At 52.4% G+C, this 23,281-nt stretch carries 21 protein-coding genes and 1 pseudogene; 12 read left to right on the top strand and 10 right to left on the bottom strand.

Annotation, left to right across the window (positions count from 1 at the left end; all coding sequences use genetic code 11):
- Positions 1-38: 38 nt before the first annotated feature.
- From OLG56_RS20425 to rluF, 3 genes are read left to right on the top strand one after another with little or no spacing between them, the layout of a single operon-like run.
- Positions 39-140 carry a hypothetical protein gene (locus OLG56_RS20425; RefSeq protein WP_001576533.1) on the top strand — a complete coding sequence of 34 codons (102 nt, stop codon included), beginning with the start codon at positions 39-41 and terminating at the stop codon, positions 138-140.
- A gap of 34 nt (positions 141-174) precedes the next feature.
- Positions 175-714, top strand: coding sequence for a DUF2058 domain-containing protein (locus OLG56_RS20420; RefSeq protein ID WP_001096724.1), 540 nt, complete (start codon positions 175-177; stop codon positions 712-714).
- 46 nt (positions 715-760) lie between these two features.
- A complete protein-coding gene (gene rluF, locus OLG56_RS20415) occupies positions 761-1,630 on the top strand; it encodes a 23S rRNA pseudouridine(2604) synthase RluF (protein WP_000954618.1) in 870 nt (289 codons plus the stop codon).
- On the opposite strand, the gene OLG56_RS20410 is transcribed toward rluF, so the two are convergent.
- From OLG56_RS20410 to lysC, 6 genes are all read right to left on the bottom strand, one after another.
- Positions 1,627-1,899, bottom strand: coding sequence for a YjbD family protein (locus tag OLG56_RS20410; protein WP_001207628.1), 273 nt, complete (start codon positions 1,897-1,899; stop codon positions 1,627-1,629). The genes rluF and OLG56_RS20410 overlap by 4 nt on opposite strands.
- Positions 1,900-2,109: 210 nt before the next feature.
- Positions 2,110-2,868: a DeoR/GlpR family DNA-binding transcription regulator gene (locus tag OLG56_RS20405; RefSeq protein ID WP_001068171.1), complete on the bottom strand. Its 759-nt coding sequence runs from the start codon at positions 2,866-2,868 to the stop codon at positions 2,110-2,112.
- The gene (locus tag OLG56_RS20400) at positions 2,855-3,718 is read right to left on the bottom strand and encodes a Cof-type HAD-IIB family hydrolase (RefSeq protein ID WP_000924643.1); all 864 of its coding nucleotides are present in this window, start codon (positions 3,716-3,718) and stop codon (positions 2,855-2,857) included. The genes OLG56_RS20405 and OLG56_RS20400 overlap by 14 nt, the downstream gene beginning before the upstream one ends.
- 16 nt (positions 3,719-3,734) lie before the next feature.
- Positions 3,735-4,574, bottom strand: coding sequence for a beta/alpha barrel domain-containing protein (locus OLG56_RS20395; RefSeq protein ID WP_000472329.1), 840 nt, complete (start codon positions 4,572-4,574; stop codon positions 3,735-3,737).
- Positions 4,575-4,597: 23 nt separating this feature from the next.
- Positions 4,598-6,187 (bottom strand): PTS sugar transporter, encoded by a 1,590-nt coding sequence (locus tag OLG56_RS20390; protein WP_000716847.1) that lies wholly within the window; start codon positions 6,185-6,187, stop codon positions 4,598-4,600.
- A gap of 378 nt (positions 6,188-6,565) precedes the next feature.
- On the bottom strand, positions 6,566-7,915 hold the full coding sequence (gene lysC / locus OLG56_RS20385) for a lysine-sensitive aspartokinase 3 (RefSeq protein WP_000136392.1): 1,350 nt from the start codon (positions 7,913-7,915) through the stop codon (positions 6,566-6,568).
- Between the two features lie 387 nt (positions 7,916-8,302).
- Between lysC and pgi the strand changes: the two genes are divergently transcribed.
- The 6 genes from pgi (at position 8,303) to psiE (ending at position 14,723) form a co-directional block, all read left to right on the top strand.
- Complete coding sequence (gene pgi / locus OLG56_RS20380) at positions 8,303-9,952, top strand: glucose-6-phosphate isomerase (protein WP_000790032.1); 1,650 nt, start codon at positions 8,303-8,305, stop codon at positions 9,950-9,952.
- A gap of 443 nt (positions 9,953-10,395) precedes the next feature.
- A complete protein-coding gene (gene yjbE, locus OLG56_RS20375) occupies positions 10,396-10,638 on the top strand; it encodes an exopolysaccharide production protein YjbE (protein ID WP_001541297.1) in 243 nt (80 codons plus the stop codon).
- 63 nt (positions 10,639-10,701) lie between these two features.
- Positions 10,702-11,340 (top strand): YjbF family lipoprotein, encoded by a 639-nt coding sequence (locus OLG56_RS20370; RefSeq protein ID WP_000824809.1) that lies wholly within the window; start codon positions 10,702-10,704, stop codon positions 11,338-11,340.
- Positions 11,337-12,074, top strand: a complete 738-nt coding sequence (locus tag OLG56_RS20365) for a capsule biosynthesis GfcC family protein (RefSeq protein WP_000977974.1) — start codon at positions 11,337-11,339, stop codon at positions 12,072-12,074. Before OLG56_RS20370 ends, OLG56_RS20365 begins: the two co-directional genes overlap by 4 nt.
- Complete coding sequence (locus OLG56_RS20360) at positions 12,074-14,170, top strand: YjbH domain-containing protein (RefSeq protein ID WP_061377185.1); 2,097 nt, start codon at positions 12,074-12,076, stop codon at positions 14,168-14,170. Before OLG56_RS20365 ends, OLG56_RS20360 begins: the two co-directional genes overlap by 1 nt.
- Positions 14,171-14,312: 142 nt before the next feature.
- On the top strand, positions 14,313-14,723 hold the full coding sequence (gene psiE / locus OLG56_RS20355; protein ID WP_000982752.1) for a phosphate-starvation-inducible protein PsiE: 411 nt from the start codon (positions 14,313-14,315) through the stop codon (positions 14,721-14,723).
- 45 nt (positions 14,724-14,768) lie between these two features.
- Here psiE and xylE read toward each other — a convergent pair whose 3' ends face one another.
- From xylE to malF, 3 genes are all read right to left on the bottom strand, one after another.
- A complete protein-coding gene (xylE, locus tag OLG56_RS20350; protein WP_001091898.1) occupies positions 14,769-16,244 on the bottom strand; it encodes a D-xylose transporter XylE in 1,476 nt (491 codons plus the stop codon).
- Between the two features lie 319 nt (positions 16,245-16,563).
- Positions 16,564-17,454: a maltose ABC transporter permease MalG gene (malG, locus tag OLG56_RS20345; protein ID WP_001252081.1), complete on the bottom strand. Its 891-nt coding sequence runs from the start codon at positions 17,452-17,454 to the stop codon at positions 16,564-16,566.
- 14 nt (positions 17,455-17,468) lie between these two features.
- Positions 17,469-19,013: a maltose ABC transporter permease MalF gene (gene malF / locus OLG56_RS20340; protein ID WP_061377184.1), complete on the bottom strand. Its 1,545-nt coding sequence runs from the start codon at positions 19,011-19,013 to the stop codon at positions 17,469-17,471.
- Between the two features lie 42 nt (positions 19,014-19,055).
- Here malF and OLG56_RS22415 point away from each other — a divergent pair.
- Positions 19,056-19,196: pseudogene (locus OLG56_RS22415) on the top strand (hypothetical protein); the annotation flags it as partial.
- On the opposite strand, the gene malE reads toward OLG56_RS22415, so the two are convergent.
- Positions 19,145-20,335 carry a maltose/maltodextrin ABC transporter substrate-binding protein MalE gene (gene malE, locus OLG56_RS20335; protein ID WP_000695415.1) on the bottom strand — a complete coding sequence of 397 codons (1,191 nt, stop codon included), beginning with the start codon at positions 20,333-20,335 and terminating at the stop codon, positions 19,145-19,147. The pseudogene OLG56_RS22415 and the gene malE sit on opposite strands and share 52 nt — an antisense overlap.
- A gap of 361 nt (positions 20,336-20,696) precedes the next feature.
- Here malE and malK point away from each other — a divergent pair, with 361 nt between their 5' ends.
- Positions 20,697-21,806, top strand: a complete 1,110-nt coding sequence (gene malK / locus OLG56_RS20330) for a maltose/maltodextrin ABC transporter ATP-binding protein MalK (protein WP_000179176.1) — start codon at positions 20,697-20,699, stop codon at positions 21,804-21,806.
- Positions 21,807-21,894: 88 nt separating this feature from the next.
- Positions 21,895-23,253: a maltoporin gene (locus OLG56_RS20325; RefSeq protein ID WP_000973678.1), complete on the top strand. Its 1,359-nt coding sequence runs from the start codon at positions 21,895-21,897 to the stop codon at positions 23,251-23,253.
- The last annotated feature ends 28 nt before the right edge of the window (positions 23,254-23,281 follow it).

Raw genomic sequence — 23,281 nt, 5'->3', positions numbered from 1 at the left:
TAATAATGCTACCATTATCCATTTAATGTCTTACTGATATGGCTCATGATGTTGCGCGTGTTACAGGCAACGCGCGGTCGCTAAAAGTGACGCCAGGCCAGATCTGCTATCTGGTATCGCCTGAAAAATTACAGGTATAATCCGCAAAATTATTTAACACGTTTAGAGACGAAAATGGCAAAACTGACCTTACAAGAGCAACTGCTACAAGCGGGATTAGTGACCAGCAAAAAAATGGCCAAAGTCCAACGCACGGCTAAAAAATCACGCGTTCAGGCTCGTGAGGCCAGAGAAGCGGTGGAAGAAAATAAAAAGGCGCAACTTGAGCGTGATAAACAACTTAGTGAACAGCAAAAACAAGCGGTTTTAGCGAAAGAGTTTAAAGCTCAGGTTAAGCAACTTATTGAAATGAATAGAATCAATGTCTCTAAAGGCGATATTGGTTTTAACTTCACCGATAATAACGTCATCAAAAAAATAGACGTGGATAAGCTCACTCAGACGCAACTGATTAATGGGCGTCTCGCGATTGCGCGTCTGGTTATCAATAACAGCGGTGAATGTGAATATGCGATTATTCCCGCGAGCGTCGCCGATAAAATCGCACAACGAGATGCGGACAGTATTGTCGTAAACAGTGCGCTGAGTCAGGAAGAGCAGGACGAAGATGATCCGTATGCCGATTTTAAAGTTCCTGACGATTTGATGTGGTAAGTCACATTCCCGACGTTTATGTAGAAAAATTTCTCAGAGAGTAAATATGCTGACTGACACATCTACCCGGCTTAATAAATATATCAGTGAAAGCGGCATCTGTTCGCGTCGCGAGGCGGACCGTTTTATCGAACAGGGCAATGTTTTTATCAACGGCAAACGCGCCGCCATTGGCGATCAGGTGGTCGCCGGGGATGTTGTTAAAGTAAATGGTCGGTTGATTGAGCCGCGAGAAGCGGATGATTTAGTGCTGATTGCGCTGAATAAACCGGTTGGCATTGTCAGTACCACTGAAGACGGCGAACGCGACAATATTGTTGATTTTGTGAACCACAGCAAACGTATCTTCCCGATTGGTCGTCTGGATAAAGACTCGCAGGGGCTGATATTTCTGACTAACCACGGCGATCTGGTCAATAAGATTCTGCGTGCCGGTAACGATCACGAAAAAGAGTATCTGGTGACGGTGGATAAACCGATTACCGACGAGTTTATTCGCGGTATGGGCGCTGGCGTGCCGATTCTGGGTACCGTCACCAAAAAATGTAAGGTGAAAAAAGAGGCGCCGTTTGTCTTTCGCATCACCCTGGTGCAGGGATTAAACCGTCAGATCCGTCGTATGTGTGAATACTTTGGTTATGAAGTGACGAAACTGGAGCGTACGCGCATTATGAACGTCAGCCTGAGCGGGATTCCGCTGGGCGAGTGGCGCGATCTGACGGACGATGAGCTGATCGATCTGTTTAAATTGATTGAGCGTTCCTCTTCCGAAGCCAAACCAAAGGCCAAAGCGAAGCCGAAGACCACGGGTATTAAGCGACCGGTCGTTGCGATCGAAAAAAGCAATGAGAAAGCGCGCCCGGCATCAAGCGGTAAGCGCTTTACCTCGCCGGGACGAAAGAAGAAAGGACGTTAACGTCTGCCGCGCGTCGGCGTATTCGCCGACCAAGAGAATGACGCTTCCGTATCGGGTTTATACGCCTGCTTTTTCTTCAACTGGCGGGCTTTTTTCGCTTCAGCCTCACGCAGCGCCATCAGCTTATCGATGTACTCCTTTTTTACGCTGTTGGTCTCAGAATTGGTCAGTGGACGCCCGTGCGCAATACGGGCGCGGTCCAGCAACGTTTTCAGTTCGCGCTGTTCGCGCTCGGTCATCTCTTTTTGAGTAATGCGGGGGAGTGCCATACGGGTGCCCTCAGTTAGCCGATGCATTTAGAGCCTATCCCATTAGGGCTATTTTACTTGCCATTTTAGACCTGGGCAGTGCTCAAAATCCTCACGTACTACGTGTACGCTCCGGTTTTTGCGCGCTGTCCGTGTCCAAACTGGCTGCGCCAATAACGCCTGGTGGGATAGGCTCTTAGTCTACGGCAATACGCAACGGGCGGATAGCGCTCAGTCAGCAATCCGCAGCTTTCCGGCGAAATCCTGTGGCGTATAACCCGTTGACGTAAATCCTTTATCCGTGATGATGTTATCGATTTCTTTTACGCTTGCGATGCACATCACACCGTCCTGACCAAATTTGGTATGGTCGGCGAGAATCACTGATTTTTTGCTCATCGCAATCATGGCTTTGGCAACGTAGGCTTCTTCAAAGCTCTTCACCAACACGCCATGCTGGGGAGAAATGCCGCCAGCGCCAATAAAACAGATATCCGCGTGAATCGCGTTAATCTGCTGACAAACCGAGACGCCGAGGTTGGCGCGAAAATGGTAATCATATTCGCCGCCTAATACATACACGCGGGCCTGCAGGTTATGCTCTTTAATTTTATCGGCAATCAGGGCTGAATTGGTAATCACGGAAAAAGCGAGAGGCGGTAATTGCTCGGCCAGAATAAGGTTAGTTGTACAGGAATCAATAAACAATGTATCCCGTTCACTGACCATTTCGGCGGCAAGTTTGCCAATCGCTATTTTCTCTTCGCGATGCGCCTCTATTCTTGCGCTAAACGCATCCTCCTGGACAACCTGCTTTTTGACTGCGCCCCCATGAATCTTAGTGATTTTGCCTTCAGATTCCAGTAAGGAGAGATCGCGACGAATGGTTTCCGAGGTGACGTTGAGCATTTCCGATAATTTAATAACGGTGACTTCACCGAATTTGTTTAATTCATCAAGAATATGTTTTCGTCTTTTAATTGGATTCATTATCTTTCGCCGCCGTCAACCTTTGGCGCATGGTAACTGGATGCGTCAGGCAACGCAACCACTCCAATGCATGGACGATACCCTCCTCATCATTCGTGGCAGTCACATAGCCGGCCTGCCGCTTTACTGCATCCGGCGCATTGCCCATTGCGATACTGATTCCGGCAGCGGCAAACATGCTGACATCATTCTGCTGATCGCCAATCGCGACTACCTTGTCAGAAGATATATTTAAATAATGAATTAATTTATCGATTATGAACCCTTTATTTATATCGGCTCTTTGAATATCAATATAATTTTCTCCCGTGACAACCGCATAATATCCACAAGGCAGGTGATTATTCACTTCTGTACACAGAGTATCTATCTCCGAAGATGCGGCAACAAGTGTAATTTTATATATATTGCGACGATTAAAGATATTTTCTGCAGTTTCAGTTATAAGCGGTAACTCAAATAAGCGGGCTTCATATGTTGTCCAGGGTGCAATTAGTCTATCGTCACGATGGTGAATTGCTTCGGCGCTAAAAAAGTGGTGGTGATAGCGGGAAAGAGAAATATGCTGGTCAATATTCCACAGGTCTGTGGCGGTCAGCGGGGCAGCATGAATAATGCGCGGCCCCGCCATCTCCAGCAGGCGTCCGCAGTTAAAACCGGCGCACCAGCTAAACAACGTATCAACCTGTTGCTGGCGTAGCAGGCGTACCATTGAGGAGACCGGTCTGGCGGAACATGCCGCCAGCAGACCACCGTCCTGGCGGAACGCAATCAGCGCCTGACGCGTGCGCGGGCTGATTGTTTTCTGCGAGGTGAGTAATGTTCCATCCAGATCGGTGATCAACAACATCTCTCGTTCCCTGATATCAATGAACAATAAACGGCGTAACGGCTTCTTTGGCGGCGTTGCACACCATGTTGTCGATAGCCGTACCGACCACCAGAATATTGACCCCGGTATCTTTAAACGCTTTCGCGTTGGCGAGGTTAATCCCGCCTTCCGCCAGCGTCGGAACATCCACCGCGCCGACCAACGCCCGCAGGCGATCTTTAATCATCTGCGGGATATCGCCTGCCGCTACGCCTTCATAGCTCATGCCTGTCATCAGACCAATCATATCCACGCCGATATCCTGCATTCGCTTCGCCACGCTGGCGACCTCTTCCGGCGTGCGTGCAGGAATACCGAAAGTATGCAGATCGTCAGGATGGCCAATGTAGGCATCGACAGTCAGACCATACTGATGGGCGAGATTAACGATGTCCTGCAGATCGTCCCAGTCGGATTTATGCGTATGTAAACCGTCGGCCCCAGCGCGGGCAATCTCCAGAATTTCCGTTTCGCTGAGCGGCACCGGTAAGGTTTCGGTAAAACCGCCGGCGATACCAACGGTGATAAAAATATCGTCCGGGACCACATTACGCACACCGTGTACGGCCTCAGCCATCTGGCTATTGGTGATTTCGTGACGAATCTGCTCCGCCGCGTGCATGTTGTTCACGCCTTTGTGTCCACGCGCCAGCGCCAACGCAGGGTGGTTCGGCTCCAGTAGCTTAACGCCAGCCTCACACACGGCTTTCGCCAGGCGCGCATCGTCGCCGGTTATTCCTGTGCTGAGGATGGTTTGCCCGCCGTGAAGTGTGATGGCTTCTTTCACTTTCTGTAACGCTTTGGCGCGTTTTTTATTCATATCGCCTTTAAACATGGTGTACCTCTGGTGTTGGTGCATTAATTAACGGCTGTCGTTGTTGATTCGCTCTGTACGACAGGTTTGAAACGGTTAGCAATAATGGTGGTAAGGCAGGTCATCGCCATTGTGGCAATCATTACGATGGCCATCTGGAGCGCATTGCTGGATAAGAACGGTGAGGCGAAAGCCGGAACATAGGCCACCCCTTTGACGTTAAAAAAGCCCAGCATCATGCCGCCCATTCCGGCCCAAAAAATGGCGGAGCCAAAAACAATTTTGTTGGCGAACATGAAGGGATAGGCGGATTCAACAAAGGTGCCAAAGCCCAGGTTAATGAGCAGGCCCGGCGTAGCAACGGCAGCTTCGCTTTTTTCACGCGGGGCGATCACATTGGCAAGGTTAATACCTGCGGCCACCATCACCAGACCGACCATATCGACCGCGCCGAGGAAGCTGACGCCGGATTTTTCCATCTCCAGCAGTACCAACGGCAGGATCACCGCGTGATAGACGCCGCCGAGAATGGCAGGCCAGATAACCAGACCAGCCAGCAGCCCGGCAAGAATTGGGCTGAATGCCAGCGTGCTTTCGATAGCCAGTTTGATGTAATTACCCGCAGATAGCGCCAGCGGACTCAGCAGATAGTGCATGATTAACCCAGCGGCAAGGCCCGATATCCCACCGGCGACGATGTTGACGGTAGTCATTGGGAAGCGCCAGTTCAGGCACAGCTCGAACAGCCAACGGACGAAAATCCCCGCCATTACACCGCCGATAATGCCGCCGATAAGACCGCCCTCTACGGAAAGCACGCCAGCGACGACTCCGGCCACAATTGAAACTTCATCCAGTTCGGAAATCTGTTTTGCCGCCAGTACCGCGACTAACACCGGCAGACCTTTTAGTAATATTTCAAAGATATCGTTAAGTTTTTCCAGTCCTGGTATGTGGCTCAGGGCGAGTACAATCGCCATGGCAATAAAGCCTGGTAGCGCAGGGATCATGATGCTACGAATGTTAAAACGTTTGAGCAGGCTTTTTCCGGAACCGCTCTGCGAGGGCGAAGCGCTACCCAACTGTGGTTTGTACTTGATACCCCAATGTTTACACAGTGACGCCACGAAGGAGACGGCGCGGGTACGGCTGGTGGTGCCGGTTGTTCCGGAGGTCGCGACCACATTCGCCCCCTTTGCCGCCACCAGCGCCATGGAGGTTCCCCCGGTGCCGACAATCGGTGTTTTCATCTCAACGGCGGCGGCAAAAACGGCCTGGTTCGCCTTTACCGGATCGGCGCTCATTACCACGATCCCATCGATCTCACCGCAGCGGATCATCTCAGCGATTTGGCGATCGCTTTCTACTACCGAGGTGTTTACCTCCGAAAGTTTGCCCTGAAATATGCGCTGTGGTTTTTGTTGGTTTTCTGTGGTTAATGCATAAACCGATGCCGGGGTATCCGGTTTGGCGACGTCCATCGAGGCTTCTGCCGCGATAAACTGTACGGCGGCCACATTCACGCCCGCAGCCTCACACTGCTGATAAATCTCCTGGAGTAACTTCTCTGGCTCGGCGCCACCCAGGTTGTAGAGGTTGCCTCCACTGCTTCCAATAATCGCAATTTTTTTCATAGCGGCCTCAAATAGGGTAAGGGGGTTATCTGTGTTGTAGTGCAATCATAATTCCAACTAAAACAAAATAAAGCAACAATGAAAAAGTGGCCTTATACCAAACGATCTCAATTTTTAAAGGTAACGCATTAAAATATAATGATTAATTTATGTTTTTGCTTTGTGTTGTTTTGTGTGGTTTTGTGACGAGGTTCAAAATGGGGAGTGCATAAATAGGGGGAAAGTTGCCCATGTTGGTGGGACGAGTAGGGTGTTGCGGATTCCTGAGCAGTATTCCGCCGGCAGCGCCTGGCGTGGGAACCGCCGGATGACGTGCCTGCGTCGCCATCCGGCAGCGTATTGCGCTGATAGCGCTCACCCGCTGTCGTGTCAGGGCGATTATTCAAATAAGTTCTGATGTAGCTTTTGCACCACTTTCTCGGCATCGTCTCCCGGCACGAGGAAGCACAGATTGTGGCTGGAGGCGCCGTAACAAATCATGCGAATGTTGAACGGTTCCAGGACGCCAAACACTTCTTTACCAACGCCGCAGGCTTTTGACAGGTTGTTGCCAATCAGCGCGACCAGCGCCAGTCCTTCTTCGACTTCTACCCGACACAGCGCGGAAAGCTCCATCAATAAGGATTGGGTCAGTAACGTATCGCCCGTGGAGGTGGAGCCGGTAGTATCCAGCGTCAGCGCGACGCTCACCTCCGAAGTGGTAATCAGATCTACCGAAATATTATGCCGCGCCAGAATGCCGAACACCTCAGCCAGGAAACCTCGTGAGTGCAGCATATTCAGGCTGTGCAGCGTCAATAGCGTTTGATTGCGGCGCAGCGCCAGCGCGCGGAACAGCGGCGGGTTTTGGGTTTTATTGCACACCAGCGTACCGCCCGCTTGCGGATCTTTACTGGATCCAACGAAGACCGGGATATCGCTGCGCACGGCCGGGAGTAAGGTGGCTGGATGCAGTACTTTTGCGCCGAAGGTTGCCATCTCCGCCGCTTCTTCAAAGTCGATTTCATCAATTCGCTGCGCGACGGGCACCACGCGCGGGTCGGTGGTGTAAATACCGGGCACATCTGTCCAGATATCAACCCGCGCGGCGTGGAGCGCTTCAGCCAGCAACGCTGCCGTATAGTCGCTGCCGCCGCGGCCTAACGTCGTGGTGCGGCCTTTGCTTTCACTGCCGATAAAGCCCTGAGTAATGACCAAAGTTTCGTTCAGGCGCGGGAGCAACTGCTGCGCGGCCAGTTCCGCAAGCGCTGCGACGTCCGGTTCCGCACGACCAAAGCGATCGCTGGTACGCATCACTTTGCGCACGTCGAACCAGTGGGCCTGTACGTCGCGTTCACGCAGGATCTCAACAAATAGCAGGGTAGACATCAGCTCGCCGTGGCTGACCAGTTCATCGGTCAGGGCTGCCGATGTCGCCAGCGATGCCGCCTCCGCCAGAATAGTGATGTTTTCCAGCAGGCGTTCAATCTCTTCGCGAATGACATTCGGATGACGCAGACGATCAAGGATATCGAACTGGATTTTACGGATGGCGTCGAGCGTAGCGAAACGTTCGCCAGGCTCCATCCCTTCGGCCAGCGCCACCAGCAGATTAGTGATGCCGGCAGACGCGGAAAGCACGACTAAACGAACATTGGCGTCGGAAAGTACGATATCCGCGCTACGGTTCATGGCGTCAAAATCAGCGACGCTGGTACCGCCAAATTTGGAAACAACGATCTCTGTCATATCAACCTCGTGTCAGGAAATGAAAAACGCGACCATGGCACAAGGGCAGAACAGAAACCGGTGCAGGCGCAAATGCAAGTAACGTATTTATAAATAAAAGTTGTGGCCTGGACTGTCAACGTTGGGATTATGCGGATTTTTTATGCTGAGTTTAGGCTCAGTAACAGCGCTTATAACCCCGATACCCGTTTGTAGTATGTTGGCTTATCTATGCGCCCGGCGACTCACCCACTTGCTGCCTTTCTGCACCTCGAATTATTTAGGGTATATACTTTTTATCCTCATTCGACAGTGCCTGGGGCAACGGCACTAAAACAATCACACTTTTCTGTGACTGGCGTTACAATCGATCCCAGTCACAATTCTCAAATCAGAAGAGTATTGCTAATGAAAAACATCAATCCAACGCAGACTTCTGCCTGGCAGGCGCTCCAGAAACACTACGATGAAATGAAAGACGTTACGATCGCTGAGCTTTTCGCGAACGATAGCGACCGTTTCGCTAAATTTTCCGCGACGTTTGACGATCTGATGCTGGTGGACTTCTCCAAAAACCGCATCACCGAAGAGACGCTGGCAAAATTACAGGATCTGGCGAAAGAGACCGATCTGGCCGGCGCGATTAAATCCATGTTCTCCGGCGAGAAGATCAACCGCACCGAAGACCGCGCCGTGCTGCACGTGGCGCTGCGTAACCGTAGCAATACGCCGATCATTGTGGACGGCAAAGATGTGATGCCGGAAGTGAACGCCGTGCTTGAGAAAATGAAAACTTTCTCGCAAGCGATTATCTCCGGTCAGTGGAAAGGCTACACCGGTAAGGCCATCACCGACGTGGTGAACATCGGTATCGGCGGTTCCGACCTCGGCCCGTTCATGGTGACCGAAGCGCTGCGTCCGTATAAAAATCATCTGACTATGCACTTCGTCTCTAACGTTGATGGTACCCACATCGCTGAAGTGCTGAAAAAAGTGAACCCGGAAACGACTCTGTTCCTGGTGGCGTCGAAAACCTTCACCACGCAGGAAACCATGACCAACGCCCACAGCGCGCGCGACTGGTTCCTGAAAAGTGCAGGCGATGAAAAACACGTGGCGAAACACTTTGCTGCGCTCTCCACTAACGCCAAAGCGGTCGGCGAATTTGGTATCGACACGGCCAATATGTTCGAGTTCTGGGACTGGGTCGGCGGTCGTTACTCGCTGTGGTCTGCCATCGGACTGTCCATTATTCTGTCCGTCGGTTTCGACAACTTTGTCGAGCTGCTTTCCGGCGCGCACGCGATGGACAAGCATTTCTCCACCACTCCGGCGGAGAAAAACCTACCCATTCTGCTGGCGTTGATTGGCATCTGGTACAACAATTTCTTCGGCGCGGAAACCGAAGCCATTCTGCCGTACGACCAGTATATGCACCGTTTCGCCGCCTACTTCCAGCAGGGTAACATGGAATCCAACGGTAAATACGTTGACCGTAACGGCAACGCCGTGGATTACCAGACAGGCCCAATTATCTGGGGCGAACCAGGCACCAACGGTCAGCACGCGTTTTATCAATTGATTCACCAGGGTACTAAAATGGTGCCGTGTGATTTTATCGCCCCGGCTATCACCCATAACCCGCTATCCGATCATCATCAGAAGCTGCTGTCTAACTTCTTCGCGCAGACCGAAGCGCTGGCGTTTGGTAAATCCCGCGAGGTGGTTGAGCAGGAATATCGCGATCAGGGTAAAGATCCGGCGCAGCTTGAACACGTTGTGCCATTCAAAGTGTTTGAAGGCAACCGCCCGACCAACTCTATCCTGCTGCGCGAAATTACGCCATTCAGCCTGGGCGCGCTGATTGCGCTGTATGAGCATAAAATCTTTACGCAGGGCGCCATCCTGAACATCTTTACTTTCGACCAGTGGGGCGTTGAGTTGGGTAAACAGTTGGCTAACCGTATTCTGCCGGAGCTGGGCGATGATAAAGCTATTTCGTCCCATGATAGCTCTACCAACGGTCTGATTAACCGTTATAAAGCCTGGCGCGCCTGATGGCGCTGCGCTTATCCGGTCTACGTAATGCATAGCGTCTGTAGGCCGGATAAGGCGTTTCGCCGCCATCCGGCAAAAAGAGAATAAGATAATAAAAAAGCCGATATTCACATTGGCCTTTTTTATAAGATAATTCCGCTTGTCCGTCTTTATCCCCACAATTTTATATTGAGCTTAATCCTAAAATAAGCAATAACCAGAAAATCACTCTGCGTTACTTTCAGATTATACGGATGCCGATGTCTTTTATTTTAATTTTAACTTATTGATTTTATTTGTTTGTTAATTAAATAATGTAGGCGTTACTTCTTTAAAGTTTAATTATCCTAAAACCTCGCTGTTATTTCTCCCGGACATAATCCGCCTGCTTTGGTTGTGTATACTCGGTAGCGCCCGAAATTCTTTTGGGTAAATCTCCATTCATTCAATGAAGGGAAATTATGATGAAAAAAGTACTGTATGGCATTTTTGCCATAACCGCGCTTGCGGCGACATCTGTCTCGGCAGCCCCCGTTCAGGTGGGTGAAGCGGCAGGGTCGGCAGCGACGTCGGTATCGGCGGGAAGTTCCTCCGCCACCAGCGTTAGCACCGTAAGTTCGGCGGTGGGCGTCGCGTTAGCGGCAACCGGCGGCGGCGATGGTTCCAATACCGGAACCACGACCACCACGACCACCAGTACCCAGTAGTATCGGTACGTTTAACCATAACCACACTCCGGTGTGGTTATTTTGCCCCTCTGGAGAAGCGTCGTGAAGCGACTCGCACTTATCCTGATTTGCCTGCTATTACAGGCGTGTTCGGCCACCACTAAAGGCCTGGGCGATTCACTGTGGGACAGTTTGTTCGGTACGCCAGGCGTACAGCTAACGGATGACGATATTCAAAACATGCCTTATGCCAGCCAGTACATGCAGCTTAACGGCGGTCCTCAACTGTTTGTGGTGCTCGCTTTCTCGGAAAACGGGCAGCAGAAATGGGTGACGCAGGATGGCGCGACGATCGTGACACAGCATGGCCGTCTGGTCAAAACGCTGCTCAGCGGCGACAACCTGATCGATGTGAATAATCTGGCGGCCGACCCGCTGGCGAAACCAGGACAGATTATCGATGGCGCGACCTGGACTCGCACCCTGGGCTGGACCGAACATCGCCAGGTGCGTTACGCCACCGCCCGTTCCGTTTTTACATGGCGAGGGACCGATAGCGTTAGCGTCGGCAGTGAAGAGACCGCCGTGCGGGTGCTGGATGAAGAAGTGACGACCGATCAAACGCGTTGGCGTAATCGCTACTGGGTTGATAGCGAAGGCCAAATTCGCCAGACGGAACAGTATTTGGGCGCGAATTACTTTCCGGTGAAAACCACGCTGATTAAGGCGGCAAAATCATGATGAAAAGGACGATAAGCGCGCTGGCGCTGGCCTTTGTCGCGTCATCCGCCTTTGCCAGCGGCACTGTTACCGTTTTTACCCAAGGTAATAGCGAGCCTAAAACGCTGACAGACGCTGAGCGTCTGCTCGATTTAGTCGGACAGCCGCGCCTGGCAACGAGCTGGTGGCCTGCGGCGGTGATAGGCGAAGAACAGGCGACCGTGACGGCGCGTCAGCAGCAACAGGAACTTCTCGGGCGACTGGCGGCGCTCAGCGCTGAGGAAGACGGTGATGCGGCGGCGGCGATAAATACACTGCGCCGACAGATTCAGGCGGTGAAGGTGACGGGCAGACAATTCGTGAATCTTGATCCTGACGTAGTTCGGGTGAGCGAACGAGGTAACCCGCCGCTGCAAGGTCACTACACGCTCTGGGTCGGGCCGCAACCCACGCAGGTGACGCTCTTTGGCTTGATTAGCCAGCCGGGCAGCCAGCCGTTCGTCCCTGGGCGGGACGTCGCCAGTTATCTTGAGGGTCAGCGCTTACTCAGCGGCGCGGATCGTAGCTATGCCTGGGTGGTTTACCCTGATGGACGCAGCCAAAAAGCGCCGGTGGCTTACTGGAATAAACGTCATATCGAGCCAATGCCCGGCAGCATTATTTTTGTCGGTTTTGCCGATTCCCTTTGGCGCGGCACGCCGGAGGCGATAAATGCCGACATTCTTCATACCCTGACGCAGCGGATACCGGAATAATGAAAAAAACACATCTGCTCAGCGTGCTGGCGCTGGGTATTAGCGCGGCCTGCCATGCCGAAACATATCCAGCCCCTATTGGGCCTTCACAATCTGACTTTGGCGGCGTGGGCCTGCTGCAAACGCCGACAGCGCGTATGGCGCGTGAAGGGGAGATGAGCCTGAACTATCGTGATAACGATCAGTACCGCTACTACTCGGCTTCGGTTCAGCTTTTCCCGTGGCTGGAAACCACGTTGCGCTATACCGATGTCCGTACGAAAAAGTACAGCAGCGTGGAATCATTCTCCGGCGACCAGACTTACAAAGATAAAGCGTTTGATGTGAAACTGCGGTTGTGGGAAGAGAGTTACTGGATGCCGCAGGTGGCGGTTGGCGCGCGCGATATCGGCGGGACGGGGCTGTTTGATGCGGAATATATTGTAGCGAGTAAGGCCTGGGGGCCGTTTGATTTTTCATTAGGTCTCGGCTGGGGCTATCTTGGCACCAGCGGCAATGTGTCTAATCCTTTCTGTTCGTATAGTGATAAATTCTGTTCACGTGATAACAGTTATAAAGAGGCAGGTTCCGTCGACGGTAGCGATATGTTTCACGGCCCGGCCTCGCTGTTTGGCGGCGTGGAATACCAGACCCCGTGGCAACCGCTACGCCTGAAGCTGGAGTATGAAGGCAATAACTATCAGCAGGATTTTGCGGGTAAACTGGAACAGAAGAGCAAGTTTAACGTCGGCGCCATTTACCGCGTCACCGATTGGGCCGACGTTAACCTCAGCTACGAGCGCGGCAACACCTTTATGTTTGGTGTTACGCTGCGCACCAATTTCAACGATTTACGTCCCGCGTATCATGACAATTCACGCCCGCAATACCGACCACAGCCGCAGGATGCCATCCTGCAACATTCGGTAGTGGCTAATCAATTAACGTTATTGAAATATAATGCTGGTCTGGCGGACCCGAAAATCCAGGTCAAAGGCGATACGCTGTACGTTACCGGTGAACAGGTGAAGTACCGCGACTCCCGTGAAGGGATCGTGCGCGCTAACCGGATCGTCATGAACGATCTGCCGGAGGGGATCCGCACGATCCGCGTGACGGAAAACCGCCTTAATCTGCCGCAGGTCACCACTGAAACCGATGTCGCCAGCCTGAAACGCCATCTGGAAGGCGAACCGCTGGGACATGAAACCCCGCTGGTGCAAAAACGCGTAGAGCCGATCGTGCCAGAGAGTACTGAACAGGGCTGGTATATCGACAAGTCGCGCATTGATTTTCATCTTGATCCCGTGCTGAATCAGTCGGTAGGCGGCCCGGAAAACTTCTATATGTATCAGTTGGGCGTAATGGGAACTGCGGATCTGTGGGTCACGGATCATCTGCTCACCACGGGCAGCGTGTTTGCCAATATCGCCAACAACTACGACAAATTTAACTACACCAATCCGCCGAAGGATTCGCATCTGCCGCGGGTGCGTACGCATGTCCGTGAGTATGTGCAGAATGATGTTTATGTGAATAACCTACAGGCCAACTACTTCCAGTATTTTGGCAATGGTTTCTATGGGCAGGTCTACGGTGGTTATCTGGAGACCATGTTTGGCGGTGCCGGGGCGGAAGTCCTGTATCGCCCGATAGACAGCAATTGGGCGTTTGGTCTGGATGCCAACTACGTGAAACAGCGTGACTGGCGTAGCGCGCAGGATATGATGAAGTTTACCGATTACAGCGTGAAGACCGGACATTTGACCGCATACTGGACGCCGTCGTTCGCCCAGGATGTGCTGGTGAAAGCCAGCGTTGGTCAGTATCTGGCGGGCGATAAAGGCGGTACGCTGGAGATCGCCAAACGCTTCGATAGCGGCGTCGTTGTCGGCGGTTACGCGACGATTACCGATGCGTCGCCGGATGAATATGGGGAAGGGGATTTTACCAAAGGCGTATATGTTTCCGTGCCGCTGGATCTCTTCTCGTCCGGCCCAACCCGAACTCGTGCGGCAATTGGCTGGACGCCGCTGACGCGTGACGGTGGTCAACAGCTTGGGCGTAAGTTTGGCCTGTATGATATGACCAGTGACAGGAGCGTAAATTTCCGTTAATACTCAGGCCGGATAAGGCGTTCAAAGCGCTATCCGGCAAATTATCTTATTGAACAAAATATAAACATAAATAAAAAATATAGATGCTCGTCACATTTGTGCGTTATACAGAAACCTCGCCGCAGAGAAAGAGGGGGCTGTTATGATGCCATTATCGCGCTCACGTCTTGAGTTTATCGCCACGATTTTACAAAACGTACTAAATTTGGGGCTGCTTACCCTCGGTCTGATCCTGGTCGTTTTTCTCGGTAAAGAGACGGTGCATCTGGCGGATGCATTATTCGTGCCTGAGCAAGCCAGCAAATATGAACTGGTGGAAGGGCTGGTGATCTACTTTCTTTATTTCGAATTTATTGCGCTGATTGTGAAGTACTTTAAGTCTGGCCTTCACTTTCCGCTGCGCTATTTCGTGTACATTGGGATCACGGCGATTGTGCGCCTGATCATTGTCGATCATAAAACGCCAATGGATGTATTACTCTATTCGGCGGCGATCCTCCTGTTGGTTATCACGTTGTGGTTATGTAATTCGAACCGACTACGGCGAGAATAGGCGTCGCCACACCGTAACGGACGTACGGCGTGGCGATAAATCAGCTTATTGTATGGCGGCTTTCGGCGTTTTCTCTTCTGCTGGCGTCCATAACTTCTCAAGTTCTTCCAGCGTTTTGCCTTTGGTTTCCGGCACGAACTTCCACATAAACAGCGCCGCCAGAATACCCATACAACCGTAAATCCAGTAGGAGAAACCGTTGTGGAAATGGGAAACCAGCCACGAATTTTTGTCCATCATCGGGAAGGTCCAGGAGACGAAGTAGTTCGCCAGCCACTGCGCGGCGACGGCAATGGCGAGCGCTTTGCCACGAATCGCGTTCGGGAAGATTTCTGCCAGCAGCACCCAACAAACCGGTCCCCAGGACATGGCAAATGCGGCGACGTAAAACAGCATCGACAGCAGCGCTATCAGCCCGGAAGCCTGGGTGTAAAACGCGGTGCCAAGGCTGAACATCCCAAGAGCCATACCCAATGCGCCAATAATTTGCAGCGGTTTGCGACCAAATTTATCTACCGTCATGATGGCCAGCACGGTGAAGCTCAAGTTGATTACGCCGACAATAATGGTCTGCAAGAGCGCCACGTCGGTGCTGGCCCCTAACGTTTTAAACACTTCCGGCGCGTAGTAGAGCACGACGTTAATGCCGACAAACTGCTGGAAGACGGACAGCATCACGCCAATGACTATCACGCCCACGCCAAACATCAACAGGCGTCCGCCGGTTTTACGGCCATGCTCCAGAGACTGGTTGATCTCCTGCATGGCCTGGGTAGTGAGGCTGCTACCCATAATTTTGCGCAGAATGCCCTCCGCCTGTTCGTGTTTGCCACGTGCCATCAGCCAGCGCGGGCTTTCCGGTACGGTATACAGCAGCAGTAAAAACAGCAGGGCGGGAATACTTTCTGAAGCAAACATATATCGCCAGCCATCGGTATTCAGCCAGTTAGCGTCACCAGAGCGGGCAATGAAATAGTTAACGCAATACACCAACAGTTGACCAAAAATAATGGCGAACTGGTTAAAGGAAACCAGTTTCCCACGAATATGCGCTGGAGCCAGTTCAGCAATATACATCGGTGAGAGCATTGAGGCTAAACCAACGCCAATACCACCAATGATGCGATAAATAACAAATTCGGGGACATATCCGGCCAAATAAACAGGTACGGCATTATCTGGGTTAATCGTGGTAAATCCTAATTCTGGCCATGCGGAGCCAATACCGGAAATAAAGAACAGCAGAGCGGCGATTTTCAGCGAGTCCCGACGACCAAAGCGGTTACTGCAATAACCGCCCAGCGCACCGCCGATGATGCAGCCAATCAACGCACTGGCGACGCAGAAGCCCAATAGCGAGTTGGCGGCGGATTCACTTAAATGTTGCGGAGCGACAAACACGGTATTTAAGGATTCTACCGTTCCGGATATGACGGCAGTGTCATAACCGAATAATAACCCTCCTAATGTTGCGACTAAGGTAATGGAAAAAATATAGCGGGAATTATAGTGGGTGTTCATTCAGACCTGCCTTAGAGGATACAGCTCTTTTGATCAGTGTCGTGATGGTGAATTTAACAGGCAGGGAAAACAATTATCATTTTTTACATTGCAATTATGTTTTGTCTTTTCTGTGATCTTAATTCTGTTTAATTTGTCTGTTTTCAGGCGGTAAATATAATTGCAGTGATGGGGGCCACGAAAGGAAATAATCGTAACAGCAATGCAAAATAACATAAAAAAAGCGCTCCGAAGAGCGCCAAAATACGACCATAAGTGGGGATAACATAAGTTGAGGGCAGTGGCATTGCCCGTTGCCGGGCAGGTACTTCGATAAGACTTAACCTTTCACACCCCCTGCCGTCAGGCCGTTGACCAGCCAACGCTGCGCCAACAGGAACACCAGGGTGATAGGAATAGCGGAAAGGACGGCGGCGGCGGCAAAGTCGCCCCACAAATAGTTTTGCGGGTTGAGATATTGCTGCATACCCACGGCCAGCGTATAGCTGTCCACATCGCGCAGTAACAACGAGGCGACCGGAACTTCGGTAATCGCCGCGATGAACGACAGAATAAACACCACCGCCAGAATCGGTACGGAAAGCGGCAGCAGCACCAGGCGAAATGCCTGCCACGGGGTTGCGCCATCCAGCGCGGCGGCCTCTTCCAGCGAGCTGTCGATAGTTTCGAAGTAGCCTTTAATCGTCCAGACATGCAGCGCAATGCCGCCAAGATAGGCGAAGATCACGCCGCCATGCGTATTCAGACCGATAAATGGAATGTATTGTCCCAGGCGGTCAAATAACGCATACAGCGCCACCAGAGACAAAACCGCCGGAAACATCTGGAAAATCAGCATCCCCTTGAGCAGTGTTGCTTTACCTGGAAAACGCATTCGTGCGAAAGCGTAGGCGCAGGTGGTGGAGAGCGCCACGATGCCGATGGCGGTAATACCGGCGATTTTCACCGAGTTCCACAGCCACAGCAGGACCGGGAAGGGAGGCGGCGTTACCCGACCATCCGCATGTTCCACGCTGAAACCCAGCGCCAGCCGCCAGTGTTCCCAGGAGATTTTATCCGGGATCAGGCTTCCGGTGGCGAAGTTCCCCTCACGTAGCGAGATAGCGATGACCATCAGCAGCGGGAACATGATCGCCGCGATGAAAATCAGCAGCCCCAGGTGCGTGATGAAGAGACGTAATTTTTGAGATTTGGGTTGGACCATAGCCATTGTTATTATCTCCCTTAATCAAACTTCATACGCGTGGCTTTCAGGTTCACGATGGCCAGCGCGCCTACCAGCAGGAAGATCAGCGTGGCAATGGCCGCCGCCAGACCGAAGTCCTGACCGCCGCCGCCTTCAAAGGCGATACGGTAGGTGTAGCTGACGAGCAGATCGGTATAACCGGCAGGCGTGGTGGTGCCGAGACGGTCTGGCCCGCCGTTGGTCAATAACTGAATCAGGACAAAGTTATTAAAGTTAAAAGCGAAGCTGGCGATCATCAGCGGCGTTAGCGGCTTAATCAGCAGCGGTAAGGTGATCTTAAAGAAATTCTGAAATGGACCGGCGCCGTCCATTGCGGAGGCTTCGTACAGGTCATCCGGAATCGCTTTCAGCAGTCCCATGCTCAGGATCATCATGTAGGGATAGCCCAGCCAGGTATTCACGATAATCACCATTGCCCGCGCGGTGTTGGGGTCGCTGAACCAGGCAGGTTTAATGCCAAACAGCGCGCTCAGCATCATATTGATTTCGCCAAAGCTTTGGTTGAATAACCCTTTGAAAATCAAAATTGAAATAAACGACGGTACGGCGTAGGGCAGAATCAGCAGGACGCGGTAGATAGCTTTACCTTTCAGCGCTTCCCACTGTACGAGGCAGGCCAATACCATCCCAACCGCCACGGTTAACACCACAGTGAGAACCGAAAAGACCACGGTCCAGACGAAGATAGCGAAAAAAGGCTTCTGGATCCCTTCGTCGGTAAAGACGCGCGTAAAGTTTTTCGCGCCGATAGTAACGGTATAACCAGGACTGAGTTTTTCATCACCCCAGCTTCCGTCGGCGTTGATCGACTGATAATAACCGCTATCGTTGTTTGGCCGGTATTTTACGCCGCTCTGGTTATTGGTCAGCAGGCCGTCATCAGCCAGTGTGTACAGCGGACGGGTACCGGAAAACTGACGCAGCGAGCTCATAATCACTTTACTTTCATCCGGCAGGACGGCGGTTATCTGGTTCAACGCCAGACGGTTCTGGGTGATTATTCGCAGATTGGCGCGTTCGCCGCCCGGCAGGGCATCAGTCTCTTTCAGCTGTAATTTTTGTTCGCCGCCGAAGGAAAATGCGTCAGACAGGTAATGTTTGCCCGTTTCTCCGTCGGTGAGGGCCAGTTGCCACTCGTCGCCGGTCGGGTAAAGACCGAAGTTATAGGTTTTTCCTGCCTGATAAGAACGGTCCATCAGCACTTGCTGGGCGCGTTCAAAGGTGAGCTGGTTGGTGCTGCTGTAGTTAGTAAAGGCGATGGCGATGGTGCACACCAGCGGGAATAGCACAAACAGCCCCATGCCGGCGAGGCCAGGGTAAACGTAGCGCCAGGCGTAGGTTTTACGATTTGCGAAAATATACAGGCCAGCAGAGCTTAAAATCAGCGTCATGATGGCGAACAGATACTCCCCTTGTACGTACATTAAAACTACAAGGTAACCCACCAGCAGGCCCAGCAGACCAATTACTGACCATTTAAGCTGGTCGCTTTGCCACCAGTGTTTCTTTTTAATGACATCCATGGGGGTTTTCCTCTACAGCGTTGAAACTTCCTGGCCGGAGATGTGCCTGATGGCGCTGCGCTTATCAGGCCTACGGTGTGTTGTAGGCCGGATAAGGCATTTATGCCGCCATCCGGCACAGGCTCGCGGCATTACTTAGTGATACGGCTTTGTGCATCTTTCAGCGCGGCATCCACGGTTTGACGGCCGCTGGCGGCGTTGATCACAGCCGTACGTACCGCATACCAGAAGGCGGACATCTGCGGAATATTCGGCATGATCTCGCCTTTCTGGGCGTTATCCATGGTGGCGGCGATACGGGGGTCTTTCGCTAACTGCTCCTGGAAAGATTTCAGCGCCACAGCGCCCAGCGGTTTATCTTTGTTCACCGCTTCCAGACCCTGATCGGTCAGCAGGTAGTTTTCGAGGAACTCTTTCGCCAGCTCTTTATTCGGGCTGGCAGCGTTAATCCCCGCGCTCAGCACGCCGACGAACGGTTTCGAGGGTTTGCCTTTGAAGGTCGGCAGCAGGGTGACACCGTAGTTGACTTTGCTCTTGTCGATGTTCGACCATGCCCACGGGCCGTTGATGGTCATTGCCGTTTCGCCTTTATTGAAGGCTGCTTCGGCGATGGAGTAATCGGTATCGGCGCTCATATTTTTGTTCTTGATCATATCGATCAGGAAAGTCAGACCCGCTTTCGCGCCGGCGTTGTCGACGCCAACGTCTTTCACGTCATACTTGCCGTTTTCAAATTTGAACGCGTAACCGCCGTCAGCGGCGATCAAAGGCCAGGTGAAATACGGCTCTTGCAGGTTGAACATTATCGCCGACTTCCCTTTCGCTTTTAGTTCTTTATCCAGCGCCGGGATCTCTTCCCAGGTTTTCGGCGGGTTCGGGACGAGGTCTTTGTTATAAATCAGGGAGAGGGCTTCAACGGCGATGGGGTAGGCGATCAGCTTGCCGTTATAACGTACCGCATCCCAGGTGAACGGATAGAGTTTGTCCTGAAACGCTTTATCCGGAGTGACCTCCGCCAGCAGACCAGACTGCGCGTAGCCGCCAAAACGGTCGTGCGCCCAGAAGATAATGTCAGGACCGTCGCCGGTGGCTGCCACCTGCGGGAATTTCTCTTCCAGCTTATCCGGGTGCTCAACGGTCACTTTAATGCCGGTGTCTTGCTCAAATTTTTTACCGACCTCGGCCAGACCGTTATAGCCCTTGTCGCCGTTGATCCAGATAACCAGTTTACCTTCTTCAATTTTGGCGAGAGCCGGGGCGGAAATCATCATCGTCGTAAGTGCGGATAATGCGAGGATGCCTACGCCAGTTTTAATCTTCATATCTCCCATCCTTTTTGGTGATGTACACAGAGGTGGTTTAACGGTCTCTAGTTTCTTTATACGACAACCTCTTTCCATCCTCCCCGCCCCTACGCCCCACCCCGGCTTTATGTGATCTGTGTTACATAAATGTGAGTAATGCGTGCTGGCGCACATAAAAACACGCCGATTTTTGCGGGCGGCATCACGAAATTCCTTTTCTGTCCGCGCCCGTGGTCTCAGGCGCTGTGCCCTCATCCTCCCGCCTCCTCCCCCATAAAAAAGCCGGGGGGTGGAGGATTTACCCCAGTCAGGGATCGCGCATAGTCAGGCCATCATGAATGTTGCTGTCAATGACAGGTTGTAACGAAGGGAGAAGGGCATGGCGAGCGTACAGCTACGAAATGTAACGAAAGCCTGGGGTGACGTGGTGGTATCGAAAGATATTAACCTCGATATCCATGACGGGGAGTTCGTGGTGTTTGTCGGACCGTCAGGCTGTGGTAAATCGACCTTGCTGCGTATGATCGCCGGGCTTGAAACCATCACCAGTGGCGACCTGTTTATCGGGGAAACCCGTATGAATGATATTCCGCCTGCCGAGCGCGGCGTGGGCATGGTATTCCAGTCTTATGCGCTCTATCCCCATCTCTCCGTTGCAGAAAACATGTCTTTCGGCCTCAAGCTGGCGGGCGCCAAAAAAGAGGTAATGAATCAACGCGTCAACCAGGTGGCGGAAGTGCTGCAACTGGCGCATCTGCTGGAACGTAAGCCAAAAGCGCTTTCCGGCGGGCAGCGTCAGCGCGTAGCGATTGGCCGCACGCTGGTGGCGGAGCCGCGTGTGTTTTTGCTGGATGAGCCGCTCTCTAACCTGGACGCCGCGCTACGCGTGCAGATGCGCATTGAAATTTCTCGCCTGCATAAACGTCTGGGCCGCACGATGATTTACGTCACCCACGATCAGGTCGAGGCGATGACGCTGGCCGACAAAATCGTGGTGCTGGACGCCGGTCGCGTCGCGCAGGTCGGTAAGCCGCTGGAGCTGTACCACTATCCGGCGGACCGCTTTGTCGCGGGCTTCATCGGCTCGCCGAAGATGAACTTCCTGCCGGTGAAAGTGACCGCCACCGCGATTGAACAAGTCCAGGTCGAACTGCCGAATCGCCAGCAAATCTGGCTGCCGGTCGAAAGTCGCGGCGTGCAGGTCGGCGCCAATATGTCTTTAGGCATTCGGCCGGAACACCTGCTGCCGAGCGATATCGCCGATGTCACCCTGGAAGGTGAAGTCCAGGTGGTCGAGCAGTTAGGGCATGAAACACAAATTCATATCCAGATCCCCGCCATCCGTCAAAACCTGGTTTATCGCCAGAATGACGTGGTGCTGGTAGAAGAGGGCGCCACATTCGCTATCGGCCTGCCGCCAGAGCGCTGTCATCTGTTCCGCGAGGATGGCAGCGCATGTCGTCGTCTGCATCAAGAGCCGGGTGTTTAAGGCCTCCATAAAAAAACGAAACGCAAAACCATTCGCAGTTTTAGAAGGTGGCAGCGTTTAAAGAAAAGCAATGATCTCAGGAGATAGAATGATGATTACTCTGCGCAAACTCCCTCTGGCGGTTGCTGTCGCAGCGGGCGTAATGTCCGCTCAGGCAATGGCTGTCGATTTCCACGGTTACGCCCGTTCCGGTATTGGCTGGACGGGAAGCGGCGGCGAACAACAGTGTTTCCAGGTGACCGGTGCACAAAGTAAATACCGTCTCGGTAACGAATGTGAAACCTATGCGGAACTGAAACTGGGCCAGGAAGTGTGGAAAGAGGGCGATAAGAGCTTCTATTTCGACACCAACGTCGCCTATTCGGTTAACCAGCAGAACGACTGGGAATCGACCGATCCCGCCTTCCGCGAAGCGAACGTGCAGGGTAAAAACCTGATTGAATGGCTGCCGGGCTCTACCATCTGGGCCGGTAAGCGCTTCTATCAGCGTCATGACGTACACATGATCGACTTCTACTACTGGGATATTTCAGGTCCTGGCGCGGGTATCGAAAATATCGATCTGGGCTTCGGTAAGCTTTCACTGGCGGCGACCCGCTCTACTGAAGCGGGCGGCTCTTACACCTTCAGCAGCCAGAATATTTATGATGAAGTGAAAGATACCGCTAACGACGTCTTTGACGTACGTCTGGCTGGTCTGCAAACGAACCCGGACGGCGTACTGGAGCTGGGCGTTGATTACGGTCGCGCCAATACGACCGATGGTTATAAGCTGGCTGATGGGGCATCGAAAGACGGCTGGATGTTCACCGCCGAACACACGCAAAGCATGTTGAAAGGCTATAACAAGTTTGTCGTGCAATATGCCACCGATGCCATGACCACGCAGGGTAAAGGCCAGGCGCGTGGTTCCGACGGTTCTTCATCTTTCACTGAAGAATTGCCTGATGGAACCAAAATTAATTATGCCAATAAGGTCATCAATAATAATGGCGATATGTGGCGTATTTTGGATCATGGCGCCATCTCGCTTGGTGATAAATGGGATTTGATGTACGTCGGTATGTACCAGAATATCGATTGGGATAATAACCTGGGTACTGAGTGGTGGACCGTGGGCGTACGTCCAATGTACAAGTGGACGCCAATCATGAGTACCCTGCTGGAAGTCGGCTACGACAACGTGAAATCTCAGCAGACCGGCGATCGTAACAATCAATATAAAATCACCCTGGCGCAACAGTGGCAGGCGGGCGACAGCATCTGGTCGCGTCCGGCTATCCGTATTTTCGCCACCTACGCGAAATGGGATGAGAAATGGGGCTATATCAAAGACGGCGATAACATTTCCCGTTATGCCGCAGCGACTAACTCCGGCATTTCCACCAACAGCCGTGGCGATAGCGATGAGTGGACCTTCGGCGCCCAGATGGAAATCTGGTGGTAATACGATGGTCATCTGACGTAACGAGGGG

This window comes from Salmonella sp. 2018103 (assembly GCF_026247685.1).
GTDB classification, from domain to species: domain Bacteria; phylum Pseudomonadota; class Gammaproteobacteria; order Enterobacterales; family Enterobacteriaceae; genus Salmonella; species Salmonella enterica.
Note: the sequence above shows the minus strand (reverse complement) of the source record. Positions and strands in the feature narration are given on the sequence as shown.